The sequence below is a fragment of the Streptomyces sp. NPDC052042 genome, assembly GCF_044548345.1.
Classification (GTDB): domain Bacteria; phylum Actinomycetota; class Actinomycetes; order Streptomycetales; family Streptomycetaceae; genus Streptomyces.
Genome location: NZ_JBIUBU010000014.1, coordinates 139,510 through 164,566, shown reverse-complemented (window position 1 = coordinate 164,566; position 25,057 = coordinate 139,510). Strand labels below are relative to the sequence as shown.

Annotated in this window: 19 protein-coding genes; 11 read left to right on the top strand and 8 right to left on the bottom strand. The window is 71.2% G+C overall.

Going from position 1 to position 25,057, the window contains the following annotated elements; genetic code table 11:
* Positions 1-21 precede the first annotated feature (21 nt).
* The 7 genes from ACIHCL_RS23075 (at position 22) to ACIHCL_RS23045 (ending at position 10,197) form a co-directional block, all read left to right on the top strand.
* The gene (locus ACIHCL_RS23075; protein WP_399864378.1) at positions 22-939 is read left to right on the top strand and encodes a carbohydrate ABC transporter permease; all 918 of its coding nucleotides are present in this window, start codon (positions 22-24) and stop codon (positions 937-939) included.
* Positions 940-1,178: 239 nt separating this feature from the next.
* Entirely contained in the window at positions 1,179-2,384 is a 1,206-nt protein-coding gene (locus tag ACIHCL_RS23070; protein WP_399864377.1) for an ROK family transcriptional regulator, read from the top strand.
* 114 nt (positions 2,385-2,498) lie between these two features.
* Positions 2,499-3,593 (top strand): substrate-binding domain-containing protein, encoded by a 1,095-nt coding sequence (locus ACIHCL_RS23065; protein WP_399864376.1) that lies wholly within the window; start codon positions 2,499-2,501, stop codon positions 3,591-3,593.
* 266 nt (positions 3,594-3,859) lie between these two features.
* Complete coding sequence (locus ACIHCL_RS23060) at positions 3,860-4,654, top strand: ATP-binding cassette domain-containing protein (protein ID WP_399864412.1); 795 nt, start codon at positions 3,860-3,862, stop codon at positions 4,652-4,654.
* On the top strand, positions 4,651-6,033 hold the full coding sequence (locus ACIHCL_RS23055; RefSeq protein WP_399864374.1) for a sugar ABC transporter permease: 1,383 nt from the start codon (positions 4,651-4,653) through the stop codon (positions 6,031-6,033). Before ACIHCL_RS23060 ends, ACIHCL_RS23055 begins: the two co-directional genes overlap by 4 nt.
* A gap of 369 nt (positions 6,034-6,402) precedes the next feature.
* Positions 6,403-8,340 (top strand): 1-deoxy-D-xylulose-5-phosphate synthase, encoded by a 1,938-nt coding sequence (gene dxs / locus ACIHCL_RS23050; protein WP_399864411.1) that lies wholly within the window; start codon positions 6,403-6,405, stop codon positions 8,338-8,340.
* Between the two features lie 345 nt (positions 8,341-8,685).
* Positions 8,686-10,197 carry an amino acid permease gene (locus ACIHCL_RS23045; RefSeq protein ID WP_399864373.1) on the top strand — a complete coding sequence of 504 codons (1,512 nt, stop codon included), beginning with the start codon at positions 8,686-8,688 and terminating at the stop codon, positions 10,195-10,197.
* 25 nt (positions 10,198-10,222) lie between these two features.
* On the opposite strand, the gene ACIHCL_RS23040 is transcribed toward ACIHCL_RS23045, so the two are convergent.
* Positions 10,223-10,615, bottom strand: coding sequence for an NTP pyrophosphohydrolase (locus ACIHCL_RS23040; RefSeq protein WP_399864371.1), 393 nt, complete (start codon positions 10,613-10,615; stop codon positions 10,223-10,225).
* 407 nt (positions 10,616-11,022) lie between these two features.
* Here ACIHCL_RS23040 and ACIHCL_RS23035 point away from each other — a divergent pair, with 407 nt between their 5' ends.
* Positions 11,023-12,174, top strand: coding sequence for a hypothetical protein (locus ACIHCL_RS23035; RefSeq protein ID WP_399864370.1), 1,152 nt, complete (start codon positions 11,023-11,025; stop codon positions 12,172-12,174).
* A gap of 59 nt (positions 12,175-12,233) precedes the next feature.
* Here the strand turns inward: ACIHCL_RS23035 and ACIHCL_RS23030 are convergent, their stop codons facing one another.
* The 5 genes from ACIHCL_RS23030 to ACIHCL_RS23010 all read right to left on the bottom strand — a co-directional run bounded on the left by ACIHCL_RS23030 (position 12,234) and on the right by ACIHCL_RS23010 (position 18,960).
* Complete coding sequence (locus ACIHCL_RS23030; protein WP_399864368.1) at positions 12,234-14,363, bottom strand: 3-hydroxyacyl-CoA dehydrogenase NAD-binding domain-containing protein; 2,130 nt, start codon at positions 14,361-14,363, stop codon at positions 12,234-12,236.
* A complete protein-coding gene (locus ACIHCL_RS23025) occupies positions 14,360-15,586 on the bottom strand; it encodes a thiolase family protein (RefSeq protein WP_399864367.1) in 1,227 nt (408 codons plus the stop codon). The genes ACIHCL_RS23030 and ACIHCL_RS23025 overlap by 4 nt, the downstream gene beginning before the upstream one ends.
* 404 nt (positions 15,587-15,990) lie before the next feature.
* Positions 15,991-17,265: an HRDC domain-containing protein gene (locus ACIHCL_RS23020; protein ID WP_399864366.1), complete on the bottom strand. Its 1,275-nt coding sequence runs from the start codon at positions 17,263-17,265 to the stop codon at positions 15,991-15,993.
* Positions 17,266-17,381: 116 nt separating this feature from the next.
* Complete coding sequence (locus tag ACIHCL_RS23015) at positions 17,382-18,044, bottom strand: response regulator transcription factor (RefSeq protein ID WP_335938792.1); 663 nt, start codon at positions 18,042-18,044, stop codon at positions 17,382-17,384.
* 256 nt (positions 18,045-18,300) lie between these two features.
* Entirely contained in the window at positions 18,301-18,960 is a 660-nt protein-coding gene (locus tag ACIHCL_RS23010; RefSeq protein WP_399864365.1) for a DUF3000 domain-containing protein, read from the bottom strand.
* A 91-nt stretch (positions 18,961-19,051) separates the two neighbouring features.
* On the opposite strand from ACIHCL_RS23010, the gene hemE reads away from it, so the two are divergent.
* The gene (gene hemE / locus ACIHCL_RS23005) at positions 19,052-20,125 is read left to right on the top strand and encodes a uroporphyrinogen decarboxylase (RefSeq protein ID WP_399864363.1); all 1,074 of its coding nucleotides are present in this window, start codon (positions 19,052-19,054) and stop codon (positions 20,123-20,125) included.
* A gap of 76 nt (positions 20,126-20,201) precedes the next feature.
* On the opposite strand, the gene ACIHCL_RS23000 is transcribed toward hemE, so the two are convergent.
* Positions 20,202-21,590, bottom strand: coding sequence for an FAD-dependent oxidoreductase (locus ACIHCL_RS23000; protein ID WP_399864362.1), 1,389 nt, complete (start codon positions 21,588-21,590; stop codon positions 20,202-20,204).
* 35 nt (positions 21,591-21,625) lie between these two features.
* Positions 21,626-22,609, bottom strand: a complete 984-nt coding sequence (locus ACIHCL_RS22995; protein WP_399864360.1) for a DUF4349 domain-containing protein — start codon at positions 22,607-22,609, stop codon at positions 21,626-21,628.
* Between the two features lie 128 nt (positions 22,610-22,737).
* Here ACIHCL_RS22995 and hemG point away from each other — a divergent pair, with 128 nt between their 5' ends.
* Positions 22,738-24,225 (top strand): protoporphyrinogen oxidase, encoded by a 1,488-nt coding sequence (hemG, locus tag ACIHCL_RS22990; RefSeq protein WP_399864359.1) that lies wholly within the window; start codon positions 22,738-22,740, stop codon positions 24,223-24,225.
* A 4-nt stretch (positions 24,226-24,229) separates the two neighbouring features.
* Positions 24,230-24,943 carry a hydrogen peroxide-dependent heme synthase gene (hemQ, locus tag ACIHCL_RS22985; protein WP_399864357.1) on the top strand — a complete coding sequence of 238 codons (714 nt, stop codon included), beginning with the start codon at positions 24,230-24,232 and terminating at the stop codon, positions 24,941-24,943.
* Positions 24,944-25,057: the final 114 nt, after the last annotated feature.

Genomic DNA, 25,057 nt, shown 5'->3' with positions numbered 1-25,057 from the left:
GACAGGACGAGATGAGTACGCGTGAAGACCACTGACACCCCTCCCGCCGACCCGGCGGCACGGCCCGCCCCCGTGACCAAGGCGCCCGCGCCCGCGGTTGGGGGGAAGAAGAACGAGGGCCAGGTCCTCAATGTCTTCTCGCACGGCGTGCTGATCATCTGGGCGATCCTCGTCGTCATGCCGCTGCTCTGGGCGGTCATGTCGGCGTTCAAGACGGACGACTCGATCCTGTCGACGCCGTGGAAGCTCCCCGACAAACTGCACTTCGAGAACTGGTCGCGCGCCTGGAGCCAGGCGCACATGAGCGACTACTTCTTCAACACCATCGTGGTGGTGGGCTGCTCGCTGGTGGGCACCCTGCTGCTGGGCTCGATGGCGGCGTACGTGCTGGCGCGGTTCGACTTCCCGGGCAACCGGTTCATCTACTTCCTGTTCATCGGGGGGATGAGCTTCCCGATCATCCTGGCGCTGGTTCCGTTGTTCTTCGTCATGAACAACATGGACCTGCTGAACACGCGGCACGGGCTGATCACGGTCTACATCGCGTACTCGCTGCCGTTCACCGTCTTCTTCCTGACCTCGTTCTTCCGGACGCTGCCGACCTCGGTGGCGGAGGCGGCGATGCTCGACGGCGCCTCGCACACCCGGACGTTCTTCCAGGTGATGCTGCCGATGGCGCGGCCCGGACTGATCAGCGTCGGCATCTTCAACTTTCTCGGGCAGTGGAACCAGTACATGCTGCCGACGGTGCTCAACGCCGACCCGAACCAGCGGGTGCTCTCGCAGGGCCTGGTCGAACTGGCCAACAGCCAGGGCTACAAGGGCGACTGGTCCGGTCTGTTCGCCGGTCTGGTGATGGCGATGCTGCCGGTCCTCGGGGCGTACATCGTCTTCCAGCGCCAGGTCGTGGCGGGGCTCACCGCGGGCGCGGTGAAGTAGCCGCCGCGCCCCGCCCCGCGGCAGTCCCCTCCGAACCGCCCGCCGGCCCCGTGCCGGCGGGCGGTTCCGCGTGTACGGGCCGCGACCGGCGCCCCGGTACCACCTGTCCCGCGCGGCCCCGCGGGCAGGCGGCACCGGGTGCTTTCGAGCGTCGTCGTAGGGTCAAGGCCTTGACGGGGGGTACCACAAAACGCTCAGCTTAGACTTCACATGTTGGAGAGAATGGTAGGAGTGAGTCGATGGAGACTCCGGGGTCGCAGACATCTCTGCATCGTGCCAACCTCGAACGAGTCGTGCGCGCGGTGCGCATGGCGGGCTCGCTCACCCAGGCGGAGATCGCCCGTACCACCGGCCTTTCGGCGGCCACCGTCTCCAATATCGTTCGTGAACTGAAGGAAGGCGGCACGGTCGAGGTGACCCCCACCTCGGCGGGCGGGCGCCGGGCCCGCAGCGTCTCGCTCAGCGGTGACGCGGGCATCGTGGTCGGCGTCGACTTCGGTCACACGCATCTGCGGGTGGCGGTCGGCAACCTCGCCCACCAGGTGCTCGCCGAAGAGGCCGAGCCGCTGGACGTCGACGCCTCGTCCGAGGAGGGGCTCGGGCGGGCCCAGCGGCTGGTCGAGCGGCTGATCGAGGCGACCGGGATCGGCCCGGACAAGGTGATCGGGGTGGGCCTCGGCGTGCCGGGCCCAATCGACGTCGAGTCCGGAACTCTGGGCTCCACATCGATCCTGCCGGGCTGGAAGGGCATCAACCCCGGAGAGGAGCTGTCGGGCCGGCTCGGCGTGCCGGTACACGTCGACAACGACGCCAACCTCGGGGCACTCGGGGAACTGGTCTGGGGGAGCGGTCGCGGCGTCAAGGACCTCGCGTACATCAAGGTCGCCGACGGGGTCGGGGCGGGCCTGGTGATCGACGGCCGCGTCTACCGGGGGCCGGGCGGCACGGCCGGAGAGATCGGGCACATCACGCTCGACGAGTCGGGACCGGTGTGCCGCTGCGGCAACCGGGGCTGCCTGGAGACGTTCACGGCGGCGCGCTACGTCCTGCCGCTGCTCCGGCCGGGGCACGGCCCCGACCTGACCATGGAACGGATGGTCCGGCTGGCCCGCGAGGGGGATCCGGGCTGCCGCCGGGTGATCGTCGACGCCGGACGCCACATCGGCAGCGGGGTGGCCAATCTCTGCAATCTGCTCAACCCCAGCCGGGTGGTGCTCGGCGGACCGCTCGCCGAGGCGGGCGAACTGGTGCTCGGGCCGATTCGGGATTCCGTCTCCCGCTATGCCATCCCCAGTGCCGCCAGACAGCTTTCGGTGCTGCCGGGGGCGCTGGGCGGCCGGGCCGAAGTGCTGGGCGCGCTCGCCCTCGTACTGAGCGAGATGGGGGATTCCACCCTTTTGGAAAGCACCGTGCCGGCCAAGGGCCCGTCTTCACTTAGAAAATGAATGGCACCGTTGTCATCTCGTTAATGATTTACTCCTTGACGCTGACTATGAGGCCGAGTTGACTGCCTGTCACCTCGGCCGCGCTGCCGCGGCCTCGTCAGGGAGGCAATCCGTATGAACGCAACGACACGTCGCATCGTCATAGGAACGGCCGCACTCTCCATGGCCGTCTCCCTCGCCGCCTGCGGCAAGGCGGGCGGTGACGACGCCGGCAGCGGAGGTGACGGCAAGACCATCGGTCTGCTGCTGCCGGAGAACAAGACCACCCGTTACGAGACCTTCGACCGCCCGCTCATCGAGGCCAAGGTGGAGCAGTTGTGCGGTGACTGCAAGGTCAAGTACAGCAACGCGGCGCAGGAGAGCGACACCCAGAAGAAGCAGTTCGACGCGCTCGTCACGCAGGGCGTGAAGGTCATCATCCTGGACTCCGTCGACTACAAGGCCACCAAGTCCTGGGTGCAGCAGGCGGAGAAGAAGGGTGTCAAGGTCGTCGCCTACGACCGCCTCGCCGAGGGCCCGATCTCCGCCTATGTCTCGTACGACAACGAGAAGATCGGCCGTCTCCAGGGCGAGGCGCTGGTCAAGGCGCTCGGCGCGAAGGCCGTGGAGAGCAGTGTCGTCATGATCAACGGCTCGCCGACCGACCCCAACGCCCCGTTCTTCAAGAAGGGCGCGCACAGCGTCCTGGACACCCAGGTCAAGAAGGTCGTCTACGAGCAGGACATCCCGGACTGGTCCCCGGACGAGGCCAACAAGAAGATGGGCGCGGCCATCGACTCCCTGGGCAAGAACGGTTTTCAGGGCGTCTACTCCGCCAACGACGGCATGGCGGGCGGCATCATCACGGCACTGAACAAGCGGGGCATCAAGGTCCCGGTCGGCGGCCAGGACTCCGAACTCGCCGGTCTCCAGCGCATCCTCAAGGGGGACCAGGCGTTCACGATCTACAAGCAGATCAAGCCGGAGGCGGAGACCACCGCCGAGATCGCGGTCAGGCTGCTCAAGGGCAAGAGTCTCGACGGCCTGACATCCACTCGGGTCGACAGTCTTTCCGGGGAGTTCAAGGGAATCCCGGCCAGGCTGTACGACGCGCAGATCGTGACCGGGGAGAACGTCGTGAGCACCATCATCGCCGACCAGGTGTACAAGGCCGAGGAGATCTGTACGCCCGAGTACAAGGCGGCCTGCGAGGCTGCCGGAATCAAGTAGGGCGCCGCGCTCCCGCCGCCCGGTACCCGGGCGGCTCCGCGTTCGCGGTACGACCCCGCAGGCGGGGGCCGCGCACCTCGTGCCGGTTCCGTACCTCGTGCCGATTCCGTACGGGTACGTCCCCGCGGTCGGGTCACTACCGCGGGTCACAGCCGGTCCGGCGTCCGTTCCGTCAACGCCCCGCACACCGGGGCGGGCGCCGGACCTCCCCCCACGCACACCCCGTGCTCGGCACCATCATCCCCGCCGGTCAGGCGGTGAAGGAGATGATTCACGTGTCCGCTCCGCCCGTGCTGGCGTTGTGCGGAATCTCCAAGCGGTTCGGCGCCGTTCAGGCGCTCACCGACGTGGACCTGGAGATCCGCTCCGGTGAGGTCGTCGCCCTGGTCGGCGACAACGGCGCCGGCAAGTCGACGCTCGTGAAGACCATTTCGGGTGTCCACCCGATCGACGAAGGCGTCATCGAATGGGAGGGCGTACCGGTCCGCATCAACCGGCCCAACGACGCCCAGGCCCTCGGAGTCGCCACCGTCTACCAGGACTTGGCGCTCTGCGACAATCTCGACGTCGTCGCCAACCTCTTCCTGGGCAGTGAACTGCGCAAGGCGTCCGTCCTCGACGAGATCGCGATGGAGAAGCGGGCCAAGGAGCTCCTGGACACCCTCTCCATCCGCATCCCGAGTGTCCGGATACCCGTCGCCTCGCTCTCCGGCGGCCAGCGCCAAGTGGTGGCCATCGCACGCGCGTTGATCGGCGATCCGAAGATCGTCATTCTGGACGAGCCGACCGCGGCCCTCGGCGTCGAGCAGACGGCGCAGGTGCTCGACCTGGTGGAGCGGCTGCGCGAGCGTGGCCACGGCGTCATCCTCATCAGCCACAACATGGCGGACGTGCGGGCCGTGGCGGACCGGGTGGCGGTGCTCCGTCTCGGCCGCAACAACGGCTTCTTCGACATCGAGAGCACCACCCATGAGGAGATCATCGCCGCCATCACCGGCGCCACCGACAACGCCGTCACGCGCCGCCAGGCACGCAGGGCCGCGAAGGAGGACGTGAAGTGAGCGACCTGGCCAAGACCCCCGAGTCCTCCGAGCCCCCCGAACTCCGCGAGGCTTCCGATTCTCCCGGGATCTCCGAGACCCCCGAGCCCGCTGAAGCCCCCGAAACCTCCAAGTCGCCCGAGACCTCCGAGAGCCGCGGAACCGTCGCGTCCTCCGGGGTCGATCCGCGACTCCTCGTGCGTGAGACGGGGTTCAAGGGCTACTGGTCCGAATTCGGCCGCAAGGTGCGCGGCGGCGACCTGGGCTCGCTGCCGGTCCTCGTCGGCCTGGTCGTCATCGCCATCGTCTTCCAGCTCCAGAACGACAACTTCCTCTCCGCGGGTTCCGTCGCCAATATCGCCGTCTACAGCTCCGGCCTCGGCATCATGGCGGTCGGGATCGTGTTCGTCCTGCTGCTCGGCGAGATCGATCTCTCGGTCGGTTCCGTCGCGGGCGTCGGCGCCGCCGTCTGGGCCGTCCTCGATGTCAACCGCGGCTGGAACGAGTGGTTGGCGATCGGTGCCGCCCTGCTCACCGGCGCGGCGCTCGGCGCGCTGCACGGCTTCTTCTTCGCCCGGATCGGTGTACCGGCGTTCGTGGTGACCTTGGCCGGTTTCCTCGGCTGGAGCGGGCTCCAGGACTGGATGATGGGCGGCGAAGGGTCGATCAACACCCCGTCCGGCAGCGTCGTCGAGGACCTGACCAACTACTTCTTCGAGGACAAGGCCGCCGCATACGGGCTCGCCCTGGTCGCGGTCCTCGCGTACGCCGCCTCGCTCCTGGTGGACGGCCGGCGCCGCCGGGCCGCGGGTCTGCCCGCCCGCACCAACGGCGAGGTGGTGCTGCGCACCGCGGTCGTCGCGGTCCTGTGTTTCGCCGTCGCGTACGTTCTGAACGAACCCGCGGGCGCCCGCGGGCTGCCGCTGGCCCTGGTGCTCTTCCTCGCGGTCCTGGTCGTCGCGGACTTCGTCGCCCGGCGCACGGGCTTCGGCCGCCGGGTCTTCGCGGTCGGCGGCAGCCCGGAGGCCGCGCGGCGCGCCGGCATCGACGTCGCCCGGGTCCGGATCGCCGTCTTCGCCCTGTCCGGGATGCTCGGCGCCTTCGGCGGTCTGTTCATCGCCAGCCTGTCCGGCGGCGCCACCAAGAGCGTGGGCGGCGGCAACACACTGATGCTGGTCATCGCCGCGGCCGTCATCGGTGGCACCAGCCTCTTCGGCGGGCGGGGCAAGGTCTGGTCGGCGCTGCTCGGCATGATCGTGATCCAGTCGATCCAGCAGGGCCTCAACATGATCGGTATGGCCAACGCCATCCAGTACATGATCACCGGTGCGGTGCTGCTGGCCGCCGTGGTCATCGACTCGGTCTCCCGCCGTACCCAGAAGACCGCAGGACGCGCGTGACCCCATGTGGTGAGGGCGGGAGAGGCGGGTGAGCGCCTCCGGTGGCCCGGTGCCGATGCCGGGCCGCCGTCCCGGCACCGGGCGTCGGCCGTCGCGCACCGGGCGCCCGTGCGGTGGCGGACCTGTCGCGCCATGTGTACGGCGGGACGGGCCCGCGCAGTCGCGCGCCCGTCGTGCACGGGGCGCGTACGCGGCCGTGTCCCGGTCCTGTACCGAGTGCGTCCCGAACGCCCCGCCCGATGACTCCCCGCACGGACGGAACACTAGACTCGTCGGATCGGCATGCTCGACCAGCTCAATACGCAAGGAGGCACGGTGACACAGCCGCGCGAAGCGCGACGTGCAAGGGCGGCAGCGGGCGGGTGGAATCTGCTGACCCGCATCGCTGGACCGCGTGACCTGGACCGGCTCACTCCCGAACAGCTGGACCAGCTCGCCGAAGAGATCCGGACCTTCCTCGTCGAAGCCGTCTCGAAGACCGGCGGCCACCTCGGCCCCAACCTGGGTGTGGTCGAGCTCACCATCGCCCTGCACCGGGTCTTCGACTCGCCGAAGGACAAGGTGCTGTTCGACACCGGTCACCAGAGCTATGTGCACAAGCTCCTCACCGGCCGCCAGGACTTCTCGAAGCTCAAGAGCAAGGGCGGCCTGTCCGGCTACCCCTCCCGCGCGGAGTCCGCGCACGACGTCATCGAGAACTCGCACGCCTCCACCGTGCTCGGCTGGGCCGACGGCCTGGCCAAGGCGAACGAGCTCCTCGGCCGGGACGACCACGTCGTGGCCGTCATCGGGGACGGGGCGCTCACCGGCGGCATGGCCTGGGAGGCGCTCAACAACATCGCCGCCGCCAAGGACCGCCCGCTCGTCATCGTCGTCAACGACAACGAGCGCTCCTACGCCCCGACCATCGGCGGCCTCGCCAACCACCTCGCGACGCTGCGCACCACCGACGGCTACGAACGCTTCCTGGCCCGCGGCAAGGACATCCTGGAGCGCACCCCCGTCGTCGGGAAGCCGCTGTACGAGACGCTGCACGGCGCGAAGAAGGGGCTGAAGGACTTCATCGCGCCCCAGGGCATGTTCGAGGACCTCGGCCTGAAGTACGTGGGTCCGATCGACGGCCACGACATCGAGGCCCTGGAGTCCGCGCTCCAGCGCGCCAAGCGGTTCGGCGGCCCCGTCATCGTGCACTGCCTCACCGAGAAGGGCCGCGGCTACACGCCCGCGCTCCAGGACGAGGCCGACCGCTTCCACGCAGTCGGGAAGATCCACCCCGACACCGGTCTTCCGGTCGCCACCGCCGGCCTCGACTGGACCTCCGTCTTCGGCGAGGAGATGGTCAAGCTCGGCAAGGAGCGCAAGGACATCGTCGCGATCACCGCGGCCATGCTCCAGCCGGTCGGCCTGACCCAGTTCGAGAAGGAGTTCCCGGACCGGATCTACGACGTCGGCATCGCCGAGCAGCACGGCGCGGTCTCCGCGGCCGGCCTCGCCACCGGCGGGCTGCACCCGGTCTTCGCGGTGTACGCCACCTTCCTCAACCGCGCCTTCGACCAGGTTCTGATGGACGTCGCGCTGCACAACTGCGGGGTGACCTTCGTCCTGGACCGGGCCGGGATCACCGGCACCGACGGCGCCTCGCACAACGGCATGTGGGACATGTCCATCCTCCAGTGCGTCCCCGGGCTCCGGATCGCCGCGCCGCGCGACGCCGACCAGGTCCGCGCCCAGCTCCGCGAGGCCGTCGACATCGACGACGCGCCGACCGTGGTCCGCTTCTCCAAGGGTGCGGTGGGCCCGGCGGTCAAGGCCGTGAGCCGGATCGGCGGCATGGACGTCCTGCGCGAGCCCGGCACCGACCGGCCGGACGTCCTGCTGGTGTCCGTCGGCGCGCTCGCCCCGATGTGCCTGGAGATCGCCGACCTGCTCGACGCCCAGGGCATCTCGACGACCGTCGTCGACCCGCGCTGGGTCAAGCCGGTCGACGACGCCATGGCCCCGCTCGCCGAACGGCACCGGGTCGTCGTCACCGTCGAGGACAACAGCCGGGCCGGAGGCGTCGGCTCCGCCGTCTCCCAGGCGCTGCGCGACGCCGGGGTGGACGTGCCCCTGCGCGACTTCGGCATCCCCCCGCGCTTCCTCGACCACGCCTCCCGCAAGGAGGTCCTGGCCGAGATCGGGCTGACCGCGCCGGACATCGCCCGCCAGGTCACCGGCCTGGTCGCCAAGCTCGACGGACGCTTCGGGACGGACGCGGACGACGGCACCATGGACGGCGGATCCGTGATCGAGCCGGTTCGCGACTGACACCGGCTCGGACCGGCATCCGCCCTCGGCCGCCATCCGTTCGCGACCGGCGTCCGCGCGAGCGTTCCCGTGCGGACCGGAGAGCCGCGCACGCGGCCCGGTCCGCACGGCGCGGCCCGGCCCGTTCCCACGGTCCGGGCGATGCGCGCGGTCCGGTCCCCGCGGACGACCGCGGCCCATGACCCGGTCCGTACGAGCGATCGACGGCACGCCCGAACGGGCCGTTCAGCCACCCTGTGCGGGTGGTTCGAGCGGCCCGTTCGCGTGAAATCCTCCCGCGCGCGGACCCTTGCCGCCGGGGGTCCCAAATCATGGCGTACACGACGAGCGCGTGGAGGTACGCCGGTGACCGCCCAGCAGGACACACCCCCCAGCAGGGATGGACTGTTCCGGACCAAGACGGTCGAGCAGTCCATCCGGGACACCGAGGAACCGGAGCACGCGCTCAGGAAATCCCTCTCCGCGCTGGACCTCACCGTCTTCGGGGTGGGGGTCATCATCGGCACCGGCATCTTCGTGCTCACCGGCAAGGTGGCCAAGGAGACCGCCGGCCCGGCCACCGCCATCGCGTTCGTCGTCGCCGGAATCGTCTGCGCCCTGGCCGCGCTCTGCTACGCGGAGTTCGCCTCCACGGTCCCGGTCGCCGGTTCCGCCTACACCTTCGCCTATGCCTCGCTCGGCGAACTCGTCGCCTGGATCATCGGCTGGGACCTGGTGCTGGAATTCGCGCTCGGCACGGCGGTCGTGGCGGTCGGCTGGTCCGGCTACGTCCGCTCGCTGATGGACAACTTCGGCTGGAACTTGCCCGGGGTGCTCTCGGGAACCGACGTGGCGAAAGGATTCGGCTTCGACATCCTGGCCTTCGCCCTGGTCCTCGTCCTGACCGCGGTGCTGGTGCTGGGCATGAAGCTCTCGGCCCGGGTCACGTCCGTCGTGGTCGCCATCAAGGTCGCCGTGGTGCTCATCGTGATCATCGCGGGGCTGTTCTTCGTCAAGGCCGCGAACTACACGCCGTTCATCCCCGAGGCACAGCCGCAGCCCGCCGGTTCCGGGCTGACAGCGCCCCTGGTCCAGCTGATGTCCGGGTACGCGCCCACGAACTTCGGTGTCCTGGGCATCTTCACCGCCGCCTCCGTCGTCTTCTTCGCCTTCATCGGCTTCGACGTGGTGGCGACCGCGGCGGAGGAGACGAAGCTCCCGCAGCGCGACATGCCGCGCGGCATCCTCGCCTCCCTCTTCATCTGCACCGCGCTCTACGTCGCCGTCTCCCTGGTGGTCACGGGGATGGAGCACTACAGCGAGCTGTCCGTCGAGGCTCCGCTGGCCGACGCGTTCAAGGCCGTGGGCCATCCCGTCTACGCCGGGCTCATCAGCTTCGGCGCCGCGGTCGGCCTCACCACGGTCTGCCTGATCCTGTTGCTCGGCCAGACCCGGGTGTTCTTCGCGATGAGCCGTGACGGGCTGCTGCCGCGGTTCTTCTCCAGGACGCACCCCCGCTTCCGCACCCCGTACCGCCCGACCATCCTGCTCGGCGTGATCATCGCGGTCGTCGCCGGGTTCACCAGCATCAACGAACTCGCGACGCTGGTGAACATCGGCACGCTCTTCGCGTTCGTCGTCGTCGCCCTGGGTGTCTTGGTGCTGCGCCGCACCCGTCCCGAACTGCCCCGTGCCTTCCGCACCCCGTGGGTACCGCTCATCCCCGCCCTGTCGGTGGCCGCCTCGCTCTGGCTGATGATCAATCTGCCGGTGGAGACCTGGCTGCGGTTCGCCGGCTGGATGATCCTCGGAGTGATCCTCTACTTCGTGTACGGGCGACGGCACAGCCGGCTCAACAAGCCTGCCGACCGTCCGTAGCTCCTGGTGCCCCGTACCGCCCCGGTCACCTACGCGGCGGCGACGGCCGTACCGTGCGCGGACCCGCACACCGCGCCCCGTACGCCTCGACCCGCCGCCGCAGTTCCCGGTCCGCGGTGACGACGACACAGGCGCGGCCCTCCTCCGCCGCCACCAACTCCACGATCCGGTCGTCACCGCTTCCGGGAGCGGGATCGACCCGCACCCCGGGCACCGGGGCGACGCCTCGCGCCGCCCCCTCGACGACCAGTACCAGTTCGACGGGCCCGGGGACGCCCGGCAAACCGTCCTCGGCCAGCGGGGCCAGCGCGTCGCGCAGCCGTACGGCCGCCCCGTGCCGGTCCCGCCACCATCCGTCCGGCACCGATCCGACCACGTTGGCCGCGTCGACGATCACCAGGGTCCGTTCGCTCACCATGCCGGAAGCGTGCCATGCGCACGCCGCACCGCCCGCCGGTCGGGGCGTCTTCGTCGCTGGCTCCCGGCTCCGGGCGTCTTCCCGGAACGTTGCCCCGCGCGCGGTGAGCGGACTGTGCGGTGAGGCTCGTGACGCTCCGGGACGAGCAGGCGCCCATGAAGCAACCGGATGGCCTCGTGACACCGGCCCACCCGCCCGGAGCGGGACCGCGCGAATGATAGACAGACACTCGGACAGTGGCCGGTGCCAGGGTTTCCACGGGCAGGTGAGCGTCCGTCGGACCAGTGCGACGGGGCTTCCCCGAGGGCCGGGGAACACCGACGGGGCTGCGGAAAGGGCAGGACGGGCTCATGAATCGTGGCGGGGCCGGCAGCACCATGGGTTCCCGGAAAGGTACCGGAAGGTCCATGGGCCCGGGGGCGGACACGGGCGGGGCCGCCCGACACGCCTTCCCGGTGACCCCGGTGCCGCACGGACGCTGGCTGTTCACCCGCCCCGACGGCCTCATGACGGCGTACGCGGTCGCGCCGCACGGGCTGGTCCGCTGGACCGAGCGCACGGGCGCCGGTGAGACGTGGACGGGGCCGGAGTGGATCGAGGTGCCGCGCTGGACCGGGCATCCGGGCATGGCCCGCACCCGCGAGGGCTATGTGCACATCGCCGCCCGCCGTTCGTCGGCCGCTGACCCCGCTCGGCAGGAGATCGTCGTGGCCACCCAGTTCCAGACCGGCCGCGCACTGACCCCCTGGCACAACCTCGGCGCGCCGGGCTCCGCGCCGGACGCGGGCCGTTCCCTCGCCTTCGGGCCGCTGACCGAAGTGAATCCCGCCACCGGATCCGTACACGTGCTCGTCGCCACACGCACCGGCGAGATCTACCGGCGCAGCCGCAACCCCCAGGGGAACTGGGGCGGCTGGAAGAGCGTCATGAACGACCCGGAAGCGGGCGAGCCGGTCACGGTCCTGGCGGAGGGCGGTGCGCTGGAGGTCCTGGTCCGGGGCACGTCGGCGGCCGATCGCTGGGTGGGGCGCCCACAGGGCCATCTCGAACGCGTGGACCGTGTTCCCGCCACCCTCGTCCCCGGCAGCGCCACGGCCTACGAGACCGGGCCCGAACGGGCCACGTTCTTCTGGCGCCGCCCCGGCGACGGCTCCGTCGTGGCGTGGCGCCCGCCGAGCACCGGCGGAGAAGGCCCGGCGGAACTCGGGGGCGCGGGCGGACGGGGCGCGCCCGCCGTGACCCGGGTGGTCATGGAGGGGCACGACTGCACCGTCCTCGCACAGTGCGCCGTGAACGGGGGAGTAGAGGTGGCCGCCTACGTCACGGAGCACGAGGAGTACGGCCTGTGGTGGGCGCCGACCGGCGGACCCGACGCCCAGTCGGTCCAGATCGTCCTCGACGGTGCCGGGCGGGTGGCGGTGGCCGCGCTCGACACGCGGGGCGCGCTGCACATCACCCGTCAGAAGACGGCCCGGGAGGGCCTCGCCCTCGGCCGGTGGCGCCGGGTGGGCCGACCCGCGCGTGGCGGGGCATGGGACGTCCCGCCACGCGCGGGATGAGACGGACGGAGGGTGCCACCCCTCATGAGCGGCACCCTCCGTCGTACGGATCGGTGGTGTTACGCCGGAACGCTCGCCACACCCTCGGCCAGGAACCGCTTGCCGTTCACCCGCTCCGAGACGCCCTCACGGTCCAGGTACGGTGTGATGCCGCCCAGGTGGAAGGGCCAGCCGGCGCCGGTGATCAGGCAGAGGTCGATGTCCTGGGCCTCGGCGACGACGCCCTCGTCCAGCATGAGACCGATCTCCTGCGCGACCGCGTCCAGGACCCGGGCGCGGACCTGCTCCTCGGTCAGGACGGTGTCGCCCTGCTTGAGGAGCGCGGCGACCTCCGGGTCCAGCTCCGGCTTGCCGGAGTCGTACACGTAGAAGCCGCGCTTGCCCGCCTTGACGACCGCCGCGAGGTTCTCGGAGACGGTGAACCGGTCCGGGAAGGCGCGGTTCAGGGTCTCGGAGACGTGCAGACCGATCGCCGGGCCGACCAGCTCCAGCAGCACCAGCGGGGACATCGGCAGGCCGAGCGGCTCGACCGCCTTCTCCGCGGTCTCGACCGGGGTGCCCTCGTCGATGACGTTCTGGATCTCGCCCATGAAACGGGTGAGGATGCGGTTGACGACGAACGCCGGGGCGTCCTTCACCAGCACCGCGGTCTTCCTCAGCTTCTTCGCCACGGCGAAAGCCGTGGCCAGCGAGGCGTCGTCGGTCTTCTCGCCCCGGACGATCTCCAGCAGCGGGAGGATCGCGACCGGGTTGAAGAAGTGGAAGCCGACGACCCGCTCCGGGTGCTTCAGCTTCGACGCCATCTCGGTGACCGAGAGGGACGAGGTGTTCGTGGCGAGGATCGCGTGCGCCGGGGCGACCGCCTCGACCTCCGCGAACACCTGCTGCTTGACACCGATCTCCTCGAAGACGGCCTCGATGACGAAGTCGGCGTCAAAGAAGCCCTCCGCCTTGTCCAGCACCCCCGTGACCAGGGCCTTGAGACGGTTGGCCTTGTCCTGGTTGATACGGCCCTTGCCGAGCAGCTTCTCGATCTCGGCGTGGACGTAGCCCACGCCCTTGTCCACCCGCTCCTGGTCGATGTCGGTCAGCACGACCGGCACCTCCAGGCGGCGCAGGAACAGCAGGGCCAGCTGCGAGGCCATCAGACCGGCGCCGACGACACCGACCTTGGTGACCGGACGGGCCAGGTTCTTGTCCGGGGCGCCCGCCGGGCGCTTGGCGCGCTTCTGGACCAGGTTGAAGGAGTAGAGCCCGGCACGCAGCTCGCCGCCCATGATCAGGTCCGCGAGGGCCTGGTCCTCGGCGTCGAAGCCGGCGCCCAGGTCGCCGTCCTTCGCCGCCGCGATGATGTCCAGCGCGCGGTACGCGGCCGGGGCGGCGCCGTGCACCTTGGAGTCGGCGATGGCCCGGCCCCGGGCGACGGCCTGGTCCCAGGCGTCCCCGCGGTCGATCTCCGGGCGCTCCACCGTGACCGTGCCGTTCAGCACGTCGGCGGTCCACGTCAGCGAACGCTCCAGGAAGTCCGCGCCCTCGAAGAGCGCGTCGGCGATCCCGAGCTCGAAGACCTGCTTGCCCTTGAGCTGACGGTTCTGGTTCAGCGAGTTCTCGATGATCACCGAGACCGCGCGGTCGGCGCCGATCAGGTTCGGGAGCAGCGCGCAGCCGCCCCAGCCCGGAACCAGCCCGAGGAAGACCTCGGGCAGCGAGAAGGCGGGCAGCGCCTTGGAGACGGTGCGGTACGTGCAGTGCAGCCCGACCTCGACCCCGCCGCCCATCGCCGCGCCGTTGTAGTACGCGAACGTGGGCACCGCGAGGCCGGAGAGACGGCGGAAGACATCGTGGCCGCCCTTACCGATGGCCAGCGCGTCGGCGTGGTTCTTCAGTAGTTCGACGCCCTTGAGGTCGGCGCCGACCGCGAAGATGAACGGCTTGCCGGTGATGCCGGCGCCGACGATCGAGCCCTCGGCGGCCTCCTTCTCGACCTGGTCGATCGCGGCGTTCAGGTTCGCCAGCGACTGGGGTCCGAAGGTGGTCGGCTTGGTGTGGTCCAGGCCGTTGTCCAGCGTGATGAGGGCGAACCGGCCCGCACCGGCCGGAAGGTCGAGGTGGCGCACGTGCGCCCGGGTCACGACCTCGTCGGGGAACAGCTCGGCCGCGCCCTTCAAAAGCTCAGCGGTGGTGCTCACTTGCTGCCTCCGGCGTCCTTGTGGTGAGGGTTCTCCCAGATGACCGTGGCGCCCATGCCGAAGCCGACGCACATGGTGGTGAGGCCGTAGCGGACCTCCGGCTGCTCCTCGAACTGGCGGGCCAGCTGCGTCATCAGCCGGACGCCGGAGGAGGCCAGCGGGTGGCCGTAGGCGATGGCGCCGCCGTACTGGTTGACGCGCGCGTCGTCGTCGGCGATGCCGTAGTGCTCGAGGAAGGCGAGCACCTGCACGGCGAACGCCTCGTTGATCTCGAACAGGCCGATGTCCCCGATCGACAGGCCCGCCTTGGCGAGGGCCTTGTCGGTGGCCGGGATCGGGCCGTAGCCCATCACCTCGGGCTCGACGCCCACGAAGGCGTAGGACACCAGGCGCATCCTGACCGGCAGGCCGTTCTCGCGGGCGAAGTCCTCGGAGGCGATGACCGAGGCGGTCGCGCCGTCGTTCAGACCGGCCGCGTTACCAGCGGTGACCCGGCCGTGGACGCGGAACGGGGTCTTGAGGCCCGCCAGGTTCTCCAGCGTGGTGCCCGGACGCATCGGCTCGTCGGCGGTGACCAGGCCCCAGCCCGTCTCGCCGCCCTCGGGGCTGGTGCGGCGGACGGAGATCGGCACCAGGTCCTGCTGGATCTTGCCGTCGGCGTACGCCTTGGCGGCCTTCTCCTGCGAGCGGACCGCGTACTCGTCGGCCCGCAGCTTGGTGATCGACGGGTAGCGGTCGTGCAGGTTCTCCGCGGTCATGCCCATGAACAGGGCGGACTCGTCGACCAGCTTCTCCGACACGAAGCGCGGGTTCGGGTCCACGCCCTCGCCCATCGGGTGGCGGCCCATGTGCTCGACACCGCCGGCCACGACGACGTCGTACGCGCCGAAGGCGATGGAGCCGGCCGTGGTGGTGACGGCCGTCATGGCGCCCGCGCACATGCGGTCGATGGAGTAGCCGGGGACGGACTGCGGCAGACCGGCCAGGATCCCGGCCGTACGGCCCAGCGTCAGACCCTGGTCACCGATCTGGGTGGTCGCGGCGATGGCGACCTCGTCGATCTTCGCGGGGTCCAGGGCCGGGTTGCGGCGCAGCAGCTCCCGGATGGCCTTCACGACGAGATCGTCGGCGCGGGTCTCGTGGTAGATGCCCTTCGGGCCCGCTTTGCCGAACGGGGTGCGGACGCCGTCGACGAAGACGACGTCCCGGATCGTACGAGGCACGGTGGCTCTCCTCCAGGGTGCGGGATGGCACTGCTGCGGGGCGTGCCCGGGGGCACGCCGTCCCCTCATGCTACTTGCGGGTAACCAGACTGCCCACCCCTTGCCATCGGAGCGGCGAAGGTCACACGCGAATGGACCGGGCACACGCCCGCGGACGCGAGCCTTCCGCGTGCCCTCGGCCGCGGCGTGCGCACGTCCCGAGCACCCGCGCGCCTGTGATCGTCCAGGCATCCGCGACCACCGCGACCGGTCCGGGAACGCCGAACGCCGGTCGGGGCGGGGAATACGGCCCGACCGGCGTTCGGTGCGGCATGGCATCGCGCCGCCGAGTGGCGCGTCACGGCTCGTCGCGCGTCCGGAGCCCGGCAAATCTGGCGTGATGATGGCCCTCGGTTGGCGGTTTCTCACGCGGTCGAGGAAAATGCGCGCACCAGAAGCGGGGCCACCAGTTCGATCTGCCAGCGCCGGGCCCCGTGACCGGAGAGCGCGGCCTCGACCGCGTCCGGCGTCGGGTTCCTGGGCGGTTCCCAGCAGATCCGGCGCACCGTGTCCGGTGTGATCACGTTCTCCTGGGGCATGTGCAGACGATCGGCGAGTTCCGACACCGCGGTGCGGGCGGCGGACAGCCGGGCCGCAGCGGCCGGGTCCTTGTCCGCCCAGGCGCGGGGCGGCGGCGGACCGGCGACGGTCTGGCCCGGCTGCGGGAGTTCCGAGTCCGGCAGGGCCTTGGCCCGGTCGATGGCCGTCTGCCACTGTTCCAGCTGCCGGCGCCCCATGCGGTGGCCGAAGCCGGGCAGGGCGGTCAGCGCGTGCGCGTTGGGCGGGAGCGCGAGCGCGGCCTCGACGATCGCGGCGTCGCTGAGCACCTTGCCGGGCGAGAGATCCCGGCGACGGGCCACCCGGTCGCGGGCGTTCCACAGCTCCCGTACCACCGCGAGCTGACGGCGGCGGCGGAGCTTGTGCATGCCGGAGGTGCGGCGCCACGGGTCCTTGCGCGGGGGCGTGGGCGGCGCCAGGGCGATCGCGTCGAACTCCTCCCGGGCCCACTCCAGCTTGCCCTGCTGGTCCAGCTCCGTCTCCAGGGCGTCGCGGAGGTCGATCAGCAGCTCCACGTCGAGAGCCGCGTAGCGCAGCCACGGCTCGGGCAGCGGCCGGGTGGACCAGTCGACGGCGGAGTGCCCTTTCTCCAGGGAGTACCCGAGCACGCTTTCGACCATGGCCCCGAGGCCGACGCGGGGGAACCCGGCCAGCCGCCCGGCCAGCTCCGTGTCGAAGAGCCCCGTGGGGGTCATCCCTATCTCCCGCAGACAGGGCAGGTCCTGCGTGGCGGCGTGCAGGATCCACTCGCTGCCGTGCAGCACCTGTCCGAGGCCCGACAGATCGGGGCAGCCCACGGGGTCGATCAGCGCGCTGCCCGCGCCCTGGCGGCGCAGCTGGACGAGGTAGGCGCGCTGGCCGTAGCGGTAGCCGGAGGCGCGCTCGGCATCGACGGCCACCGGGCCGGAGCCCGCGGCGAAGGCCGCGATCACCCGGGCGAGGGCGTCGTCCGAGGCCACCACCGGGGGAATGCCCTCGCGAGGTTCGAGCAAGGGGATCGGCGCCGGGGCGACGTCGTCCGGGGGAGCGCCCCCGGTGGTTCGCAGTGATGGGTCTGCTGCGGTCTCTTGGGCGTCGGTCACGTGTCAAGGGTATCCGTGGATGTAAGGCGCCCGTCGACGGAACGTTCCGTCGACGGGCGCCGATGCATGCAAACCAGCCGGTCCCGGCGGTAGGGGGAGCCGCCGGGCGGCGGGGGTCAGTGGATGATGCCCGTCCGCAGGGCGACCGCGACCATTCCGGCGCGGTCGCCGGTGCCGAGCTTGCGGGCGATCCGGGCGAGGTGGCTCTTGACCGTGAGGGCCGAGAGTCCCATGGAGACGCCGATGGCCTTGTTGGACTGGCCCTCGGCGACCAGCCGCAGGACCTCGACCTCACGGCCGGACAGCTCGCGGTAGCCGCCCGGGTGGCTCGGGGCGCCCGGGGGGCGGCGGTGCATGCGGGCGGCGTTGGCGCCGATGGGGGCGGCGCCGGGGCGGGTGGGGTGGCCGATATTGGTCCGGGTGCCGGTGACGACGTAGCCCTTCACACCGCCCGCGAGGGCGTTGCGCACCGCGCCGATGTCGTCGGCGGCGGAGAGGGCGAGGCCGTTCGGCCAGCCTGCGGCCCTCGTCTCGGACAACAGGGTCAGCCCGGAACCGTCGGGCAGGTGGACGTCGGCTACGCAGATGTCGCGCGGGTTGCCGACGCGGGGACGGGCCTCCGCGATGGACGACGCCTCGATGACGTCACGTACTCCGAGGGCCCACAGATGGCGGGTCACGGTGGAACGGACGCGCGGGTCGGCTACGACGACCATGGCCGTCGGCTTGTTCGGGCGGTAGGCGACCAGGCTTGCGGGCTGCTCAAGGAGAACGGACACCAGGCCTCCTGGGAAGTGGCGGGACGGGCCGGCTCGGGGATGAAGCCGGGGCGCACCGTGCTTGAAGGGTCATTGACCTCTTCGGCAGCGGACCCGTCCTCCTTTAGAGGAAGATCGCGATTTGCTGAGTAACAATTCGGGCAAATCAGACGCACGATCGATTGTACGAAAAAAATGCCAGTAATTCCGCGCAATATGTGACGCAGTGTTAAGGGCAGGGTAAGGCTCGGGTCGTCGGGGCTCCGGCGCCCGGGTGTCAGAGGGCCTGGGGGCCGCGCCGCTGCGGGAGCGTCACCACCGCCGCGTCGGCCGGACCCGACGGCGGCAGGCCGGCGATCTGACACAGCAGATCCCCCCACGCCATCAGGTGCGCCGCCGTGTCCGGCACCCCGCCCAGGCTTTCGCGCGGCGTCCACGACGCCCGGATCTCGATCTGCGTCGCCGACCGCCGAGCCGCCAGCGCGCCGAAGTAGTGCGACCCCGCCAGGGTCACCGTGCCGCCCGCCGCCCCGTACGACAGTCCGCGCGCCTCCAGCGCACCGGTCAGCCACGACCAGCACACCTCCGGCAACAGGGGATCGGACGCCATCTCCGGTTCCAGCTCCGCCCGCACCAGCGTCACCAGGCGGAAGGTTCCGTGCCAGCTCTCGTGTCCATCCGGATCGTGGAGCAGTACGAGACGGCCGTCGGCGAGGTCCTCCTCGCCCTCCACGACCGCGGCCTCCAGCGCGTACGCGTACGGGGCGAGCCGCTTGGGCGGGCGGGTCGGTTCGACCTCCAGTTCGGGCCGCAGCCGCGCCGAGCGCAACGCTTCCAGCGCCGATCGGAACGCGGACGGCACGGAATCGCCCTCCGCGCTGTCCTTGTCGTCAGCGCCTTCGGGTCGATCGGAGAACTGTTCCTGAGCCGGAGCCATGCGGGGAAGAGTAGGCGGAACCGGAGCCGCGTGCAGGGAGGGACACCCGGGCGGGCTCGGCCGCTTGCGGCTTCATGCGAAGATTCTGAGTGTGAGTGCCAACGATCGCCCCATGGGCCAGCAGAAGACGACCTCCGCCACCCATGAGTCGGCGTTTCTCAAGGCGTGCCGCCGCGAGCCGGTGCCGCACACTCCCGTCTGGTTCATGCGCCAGGCGGGACGTTCGCTGCCCGAGTACCTGAAGGTGCGCGAGGGCATCCCGATGCTCGACTCCTGCATGATGCCGGAGCTCGTCGCGGAGATCACCCTGCAGCCCGTCCGCCGCCACAAGGTGGACGCGGCGATCTACTTCAGCGACATCGTCGTCCCCCTCAAGGCCATCGGGATCGACCTCGACATCAAGCCCGGCATCGGCCCGGTCGTGGCCGAGCCCTTCCGTACCCGCGCCGACCTGGCCAGGCTGCGCGACCTCACGCCCGAGGACGTGTCCTACGTCACCGAGGCGGTCGGCCTGCTCACCGCCGAACTGGGCGCCACCCCGCTCATCGGCTTCGCGGGCGCCCCGTTCACGCTCGCCAGCTACCTCGTGGAGGGCGGCCCGTCCCGCAACCACGAGCACACCAAGGCCATGATGTACGGCGAGCCGGAGCTGTGGGCGGAGCTCCTCGACCGGCTGGCCGACATCACCGGGGCCTTCCTCAAGGTGCAGATCGAGGCCGGGGTCTCGGCCGTCCAGCTCTTCGACTCCTGGGTGGGCGCACTGGCCCCCGCCGACTACCGGCGCTCGGTGCTCCCGGCCTCCGCGAAGGTCTTCGAGGCCGTCGCCCCCTACCAGATCCCGCGCATCCACTTCGGCGTCGGCACCGGCGAACTCCTCGGCCTGCTGGGCGAGGCGGGCGCGGACGTCGTCGGCGTCGACTGGCGCGTCCCGCTCGACGAGGCCGCGCGCCGGGTCGGCCCCGGCAAGGCGCTCCAGGGCAACCTCGACCCCGCGGTGCTCTTCGCGCCGACCGCGGCGGTGGAGGAGAAGACCCAGGAGGTGCTGGACGCCGCCGCCGGTCTGGAGGGCCACATCTTCAACCTGGGCCACGGCGTGATGCCGTCGACGGACCCGGACGCCCTGACCCGGCTCGTGGAGTACGTCCACGAGCACAGCGCACGCTGAGGCGAACGTCTGGGCGGGCGCCCGGGGCCGGGAAGACCGGCCGCCGGGCGCCCGCACCGCGGCGGCCGGCCCGGGCTCAGGCGCTGCCCGCCCGCCGCAGTGCCGCCACCGTCCTGCGGGCGGCCACCAGGACCGGATCCCAGACCGGTGAGAACGGTGGGGCGTAGCCGAGGTCCAGGGCGGTCATCTGCTCCACCGTCATCGCGGCCGTGAGCGCCACGGCCGCGACGTCGACCCGCTTGGCCGCCCCCTCCCGGCCCACGATCTGCACGCCGAGCAGCCGCCCGGTGCGGTACTCCGCGAGCATCTTCACCGTCATCGGCGCGGCCCCCGGGTAGTAGCCGGCCCGGCCCGTCGACTCGATCGTCGCCGTGACATAGCGCAGCCCCACCGCGCGGGCGTCCTTCTCGCGCAGCCCGGTGCGGGCGATCTCCAGGTCGCACACCTTGCTCACCGCCGTGCCCACCACCCCGGGGAACGTGCCGTAGCCGCCCGCGACATTGGACCCGATGACCTGGCCGTGCTTGTTGGCGTGGGTGCCGAGAGCGATGTGCCGGGTACGGCCCGCCACCAGGTCGAGCACCTCGACGCAGTCGCCGCCCGCCCAGATGTGGGGGTGCCCGACGACCCGCATCGACAGATCGGTGAGCAGTCCGCCGTGCGGGCCCACCGGGAGGCCGACGGCTCGGGCCAGCGTCGTCTCCGGCGCCACCCCGATACCGAGCACCACCACGTCCGCCGGGTAGGCGGTGCCGCCCGCGACGACCGCGTCGGCCCGGCCGTCCGGCCCGGTGCGGACGGCGGTCACCTCGGCCCGGTTGACCGTGGTGATGCCCAGACCGTCCATCGCCTCGTGCACCAGCCGCCCCATGTCGGGGTCGAGCGTCGCCATCGGCTGCTCGCCGCGGTTGAGCACGGTGACCTCGAAGCCGTGCTTCAGCATCGCCTCCGCCATCTCGACGCCGATGTAGCCCGCCCCGACGACGACGGCCCGGCGGCGCCCTGGGGGAATCCGGTCCAGCGACTCCAGCAGTGCCTGCCCGTCGTCCAGCGTCTGCACCCCGTGCACCCCGGGGGCGTCGATGCCGGGCAGCGCCGGACGCACCGGGCGGGCCCCCGTCGCGATCACCAGCTTGTCGAAGCCGGTCCAGTACGTCTCGTCGCTCTCCAGGTCCAGGGCCCGCACCCGCCGCCCGGCCACGTCGATCTCCGTGATCTCGGTGCGCATGCGCAGGTCGATGTCGCGGGCCCGGTGCTCCTGCGGCGTACGGGCGATGAGGTCGTCCCGCTCCGTCACGTCGCCGCCGACCCAGTACGGGATGCCGCAGGCGGAGTACGAGGAGAAGTGGCCCCGCTCGAAGGCGACGATCTCCAGCTCGTCGGGGCCCTTGAGCCTGCGGGCCTGGGACGCGGCGGACATGCCCGCCGCGTCACCGCCGATGACCACCAGTCGCTCCGTCGTCATTCCCGGTCCCTTCGACACCGATCCGAAGGACCACGCTACGACGCCGGGGGCCCGGGCGAGACGTGCGGAGGGACGGGTGTGCGTGCTGCACGGCGCCCGCGCAGCCGGCCCAGCACCGGCCGCCCCGCCACCACGAGCAGAGCGCCCGCGGCCAGGAACGGGGCCATGGCACCCACCACGACGGCACCCCACCACAGCACCGTGACGAACGCGTTCCAGCCGCCGCCGAGCGCGTCCAGGAAGCCGGGCGGGCCGTCCTCGCCCTTCGTCGCCGGTGCCGACTCCGGCTCGGAGAGGTCGAGGGTGATCGTCGCCAGCGAGGTGCGGTCCTTCAGCGACGCCTGCTGGGCCAGCAGCGACTCCAAGGCGGCCTGACGGCTGCTCAGCTCGCCCTCCAGCGTCACCACGTCGGAGAGCCTGTCGGCCCGGTCCATCAGCTTGCGCACCCGCGCCACGCTCGCCCGCTGGGAGGCGATCCGGCTCTCCACGTCGACCACCTCGTCGGTGACGTCCTTCGCGGACGACGTGCGCGACAGCAGCTTGCCGGTACCCGCGAGATCCGCCAGCACCGATTCGTACGCGTCCTGCGGTACGCGCAGCACGATGTGCGACCTCTCGCGCTTCCCGCCGACCCGGTCGGTCTTCTCGTCGGCCACCAGGCCGCCCGCGTCGGTCGCCGCCGACCGGGCGGTCGCGGCGGCCTTCGGTACGTCACGCACCTCGACGGCGAGCGTGGCGGTGCGGATGACGTGGACGCCGGCGGGCAGGCCGTCGGTCCTCCTCCCGGCCGCCGGTGAACCGCCCTCGGCCACCCGTCCGGCCGAGGCGTCCGAGGCGCCCCGTTCGCGCGCGGGGGCGGCCTGCGCGCTGTCGGCGGAGCGCGTTTCTCCCGCGTCGCCGCTCGCGCCGCAGCCGCTCAGCGCGAGGAGGCCGGCCAGGAGCCCGGCGGCCAGGGCGGTGCTCGAACGACGCCGGACGCGGCGCGGAACCGAGCGGCGCGAATATCGGGCTGTGTGCATGACTGTTCCCCCCAGGAAGGGCCGTTGACGTTGTCGGTTCGACGTGCGGGGCCCGTCCGCGGGTTGCCCGATCCCGGTTTCGAAGCGGTCACGTTCGGGCCTCGAACCGGGTCTGAGAGAGTGGGGGCATGGAGCGTTCACCGCATCGCGCGCACACAGGTACGGGTCATGTCGTCGTCATAGGCGGCGGTATCGCCGGTCTCGCCGCCGCCCACCGGCTCCTCGGGGCCGGGCTGCGGGTCACCCTCCTGGAGGCCACCGACCGGCTCGGCGGCAAGCTCATGACCGGCGAGATCGCCGGGACGCAGGTCGACCTGGGCGCCGAGTCGATGCTCGCCACGCGCCCGGAAGCGGTGGACCTGGCGCGCGCCGTCGGGCTCGGCGATCGTCTCCAGCCGCCCGCCACCGCCGCCGCCTCGGTGTGGACGCGCGACGCCCTGCGGCCCATGCCCAAGGGCCATGTGATGGGTGTGCCGGGCGATCCGACGGCGCTCGGCGACGTGATCTCCCCGGAGGGCCTCGCCCGCATCGCCGAGGAACGCGACCTCACCCCGACCGCCGTCGGCGACGACGTCGCGGTCGGCGCGTACGTCGCCGACCGACTGGGCCGCGAGGTCGTCGACCGGCTCGTGGAACCGCTCCTCGGCGGTGTGTACGCGGGCGACGCGTACCGGATTTCGATGCGTGCCGCCGTACCGCAGCTCTTCGAGGTCGTGCGGGAGGGCGGCTCGCTCCTCGACGGTGTCCGGCGCATCCAGGAACGGGCCGCGGCACGGCCGAGGACCGGCCCGGTCTTCCAGGGCATCGAGGGCGGGATCGGTACGCTCCCCGGCGCGGTCGCCGACGCGGTGCGCACGGCCGGAGGGGAGATCCTGACCGGCGTCCCCGTCCTCGGCCTGACCCGTGCCGGCACCGGCTGGGAGGTGCGCACCGAGGCCCGTACCATCACCGCCGACGGCGTCGTGCTGGCCACTCCCGCCTGGTCCGCCTCCACCCTGCTCGCCGCCGAGTCCCCGGCCGCCTCCGCCGAACTGGCCGGTGTCGAGTACGCGTCCATGGCGCTCGTCACCATGGCGTTCCGCCGCTCCGACGTGGCCGGCACGACGGCGCTCGACGGGCGTTCCGGCTTCCTCGTCCCGCCGGTGGACGGGCGCACGATCAAGGCGTCCACCTTCTCCACCCGCAAGTGGACCTGGGTCGCCGACGCCGCTCCCGACCTGTTCGTGCTGCGCACCTCGGTCGGCCGGTACGGCGAGGAGGACCACCTGCACCGCGAGGACGGCGAACTGGTCGACGTGTCGCTGCGCGACCTCGTGACCGCGACCGGACTGGCCGCCGCGCCCGTGGACACCGAGGTCACCCGGTGGATCGGCGGACTGCCCCAGTACCCCGTGGGCCACCTGTCCCGGGTGGCCCGGATCCGGGACGAAATCGTGAAGCTGCCCGCGCTGCGGGTGTGCGGCGCGGTCTACGACGGGGTCGGCATCCCGGCCTGCGTGGCGAGCGCCCACCGAGCCGCCGACGAGATCGCCGCCGGTCTCGCGGCCGGGTCCGGAGAAGAGATCACCGCCACGCCGACCCCGGTTCAGGGCACAGGGAGCGAGGCGGGACAATAGCCGTATGAGTGCGCCTGAGAAGATTCCCAACGCCGGTAAGAAGGCCAAGGACCTCAACGAGGTCATCCGCTACACGCTGTGGTCCGTCTTCAAGCTTCGTGATGTGCTCCCCGTCGACCGCTCCGGTTACGCCGACGAGGTCCAGGAGCTGTTCGACCAGCTCGCGGCCAAGGACATCACCGTCCGTGGCACCTACGACCTGTCCGGTCTGCGGGCCGACGCCGACCTCATGATCTGGTGGCACGCCGAGACCTCGGACGAGCTCCAGGACGCGTACAACCTCTTCAGGCGCACCAAGCTGGGCCGGGCGCTGGAGCCGGTCTGGTCGAACATGGCGCTGCACCGCCCCGCCGAGTTCAACAAGTCGCACATCCCGGCGTTCCTGGCCGACGAGACGCCGCGCAACTACGTCAGCGTCTACCCCTTCGTGCGCTCCTACGACTGGTACCTGCTGCCGGACGAGGACCGCCGCCGGATGCTCGCGGACCACGGCAAGATGGCCCGCGGCTACCCGGACGTCCGGGCCAACACCGTCGCCTCCTTCTCGCTCGGCGACTACGAGTGGGTCCTCGCCTTCGAGGCGGACGAACTGCACCGCATCGTCGACCTCATGCGTCACCTGCGGGCCTCCGAGGCGCGGATGCACGTCCGCGAGGAGATCCCGTTCTTCACCGGGCGCAGGAAGTCGGTCGCAGACCTGGTGGCCGGGCTCGCGTAGCGAACGGGCTCCGACCACCCCGGCCCGGAAGATCAGACGGCGGGCACCGGCGCGTCACGCGCCGCCCGTCGCTCCAGCGACACCGGGTCCGGCCCCGGGTCGGTCGCGGCTTCG

Excerpts from the sequence above, each read along its gene's own strand:
- hemQ (WP_399864357.1), top strand. The coding sequence starts at position 24,230 with ATGAGTGCGCCTGAGAAGATTCCCAACGCCGGTAAGAAGGCCAAGGAC.
- ACIHCL_RS23000 (WP_399864362.1), bottom strand. The coding sequence starts at position 21,590 with ATGACGACGGAGCGACTGGTGGTCATCGGCGGTGACGCGGCGGGCATG.
- ACIHCL_RS23035 (WP_399864370.1), top strand. The coding sequence starts at position 11,023 with ATGGGCCCGGGGGCGGACACGGGCGGGGCCGCCCGACACGCCTTCCCG.
- ACIHCL_RS23065 (WP_399864376.1), top strand. The coding sequence starts at position 2,499 with ATGAACGCAACGACACGTCGCATCGTCATAGGAACGGCCGCACTCTCC.
- ACIHCL_RS23060 (WP_399864412.1), top strand. The coding sequence starts at position 3,860 with ATGATTCACGTGTCCGCTCCGCCCGTGCTGGCGTTGTGCGGAATCTCC.
- ACIHCL_RS22995 (WP_399864360.1), bottom strand. The coding sequence starts at position 22,609 with ATGCACACAGCCCGATATTCGCGCCGCTCGGTTCCGCGCCGCGTCCGG.
- ACIHCL_RS23010 (WP_399864365.1), bottom strand. The coding sequence starts at position 18,960 with ATGGCTCCGGCTCAGGAACAGTTCTCCGATCGACCCGAAGGCGCTGAC.
- hemG (WP_399864359.1), top strand. The coding sequence starts at position 22,738 with ATGGAGCGTTCACCGCATCGCGCGCACACAGGTACGGGTCATGTCGTC.
- ACIHCL_RS23040 (WP_399864371.1), bottom strand. The coding sequence starts at position 10,615 with ATGGTGAGCGAACGGACCCTGGTGATCGTCGACGCGGCCAACGTGGTC.
- ACIHCL_RS23070 (WP_399864377.1), top strand. The coding sequence starts at position 1,179 with ATGGAGACTCCGGGGTCGCAGACATCTCTGCATCGTGCCAACCTCGAA.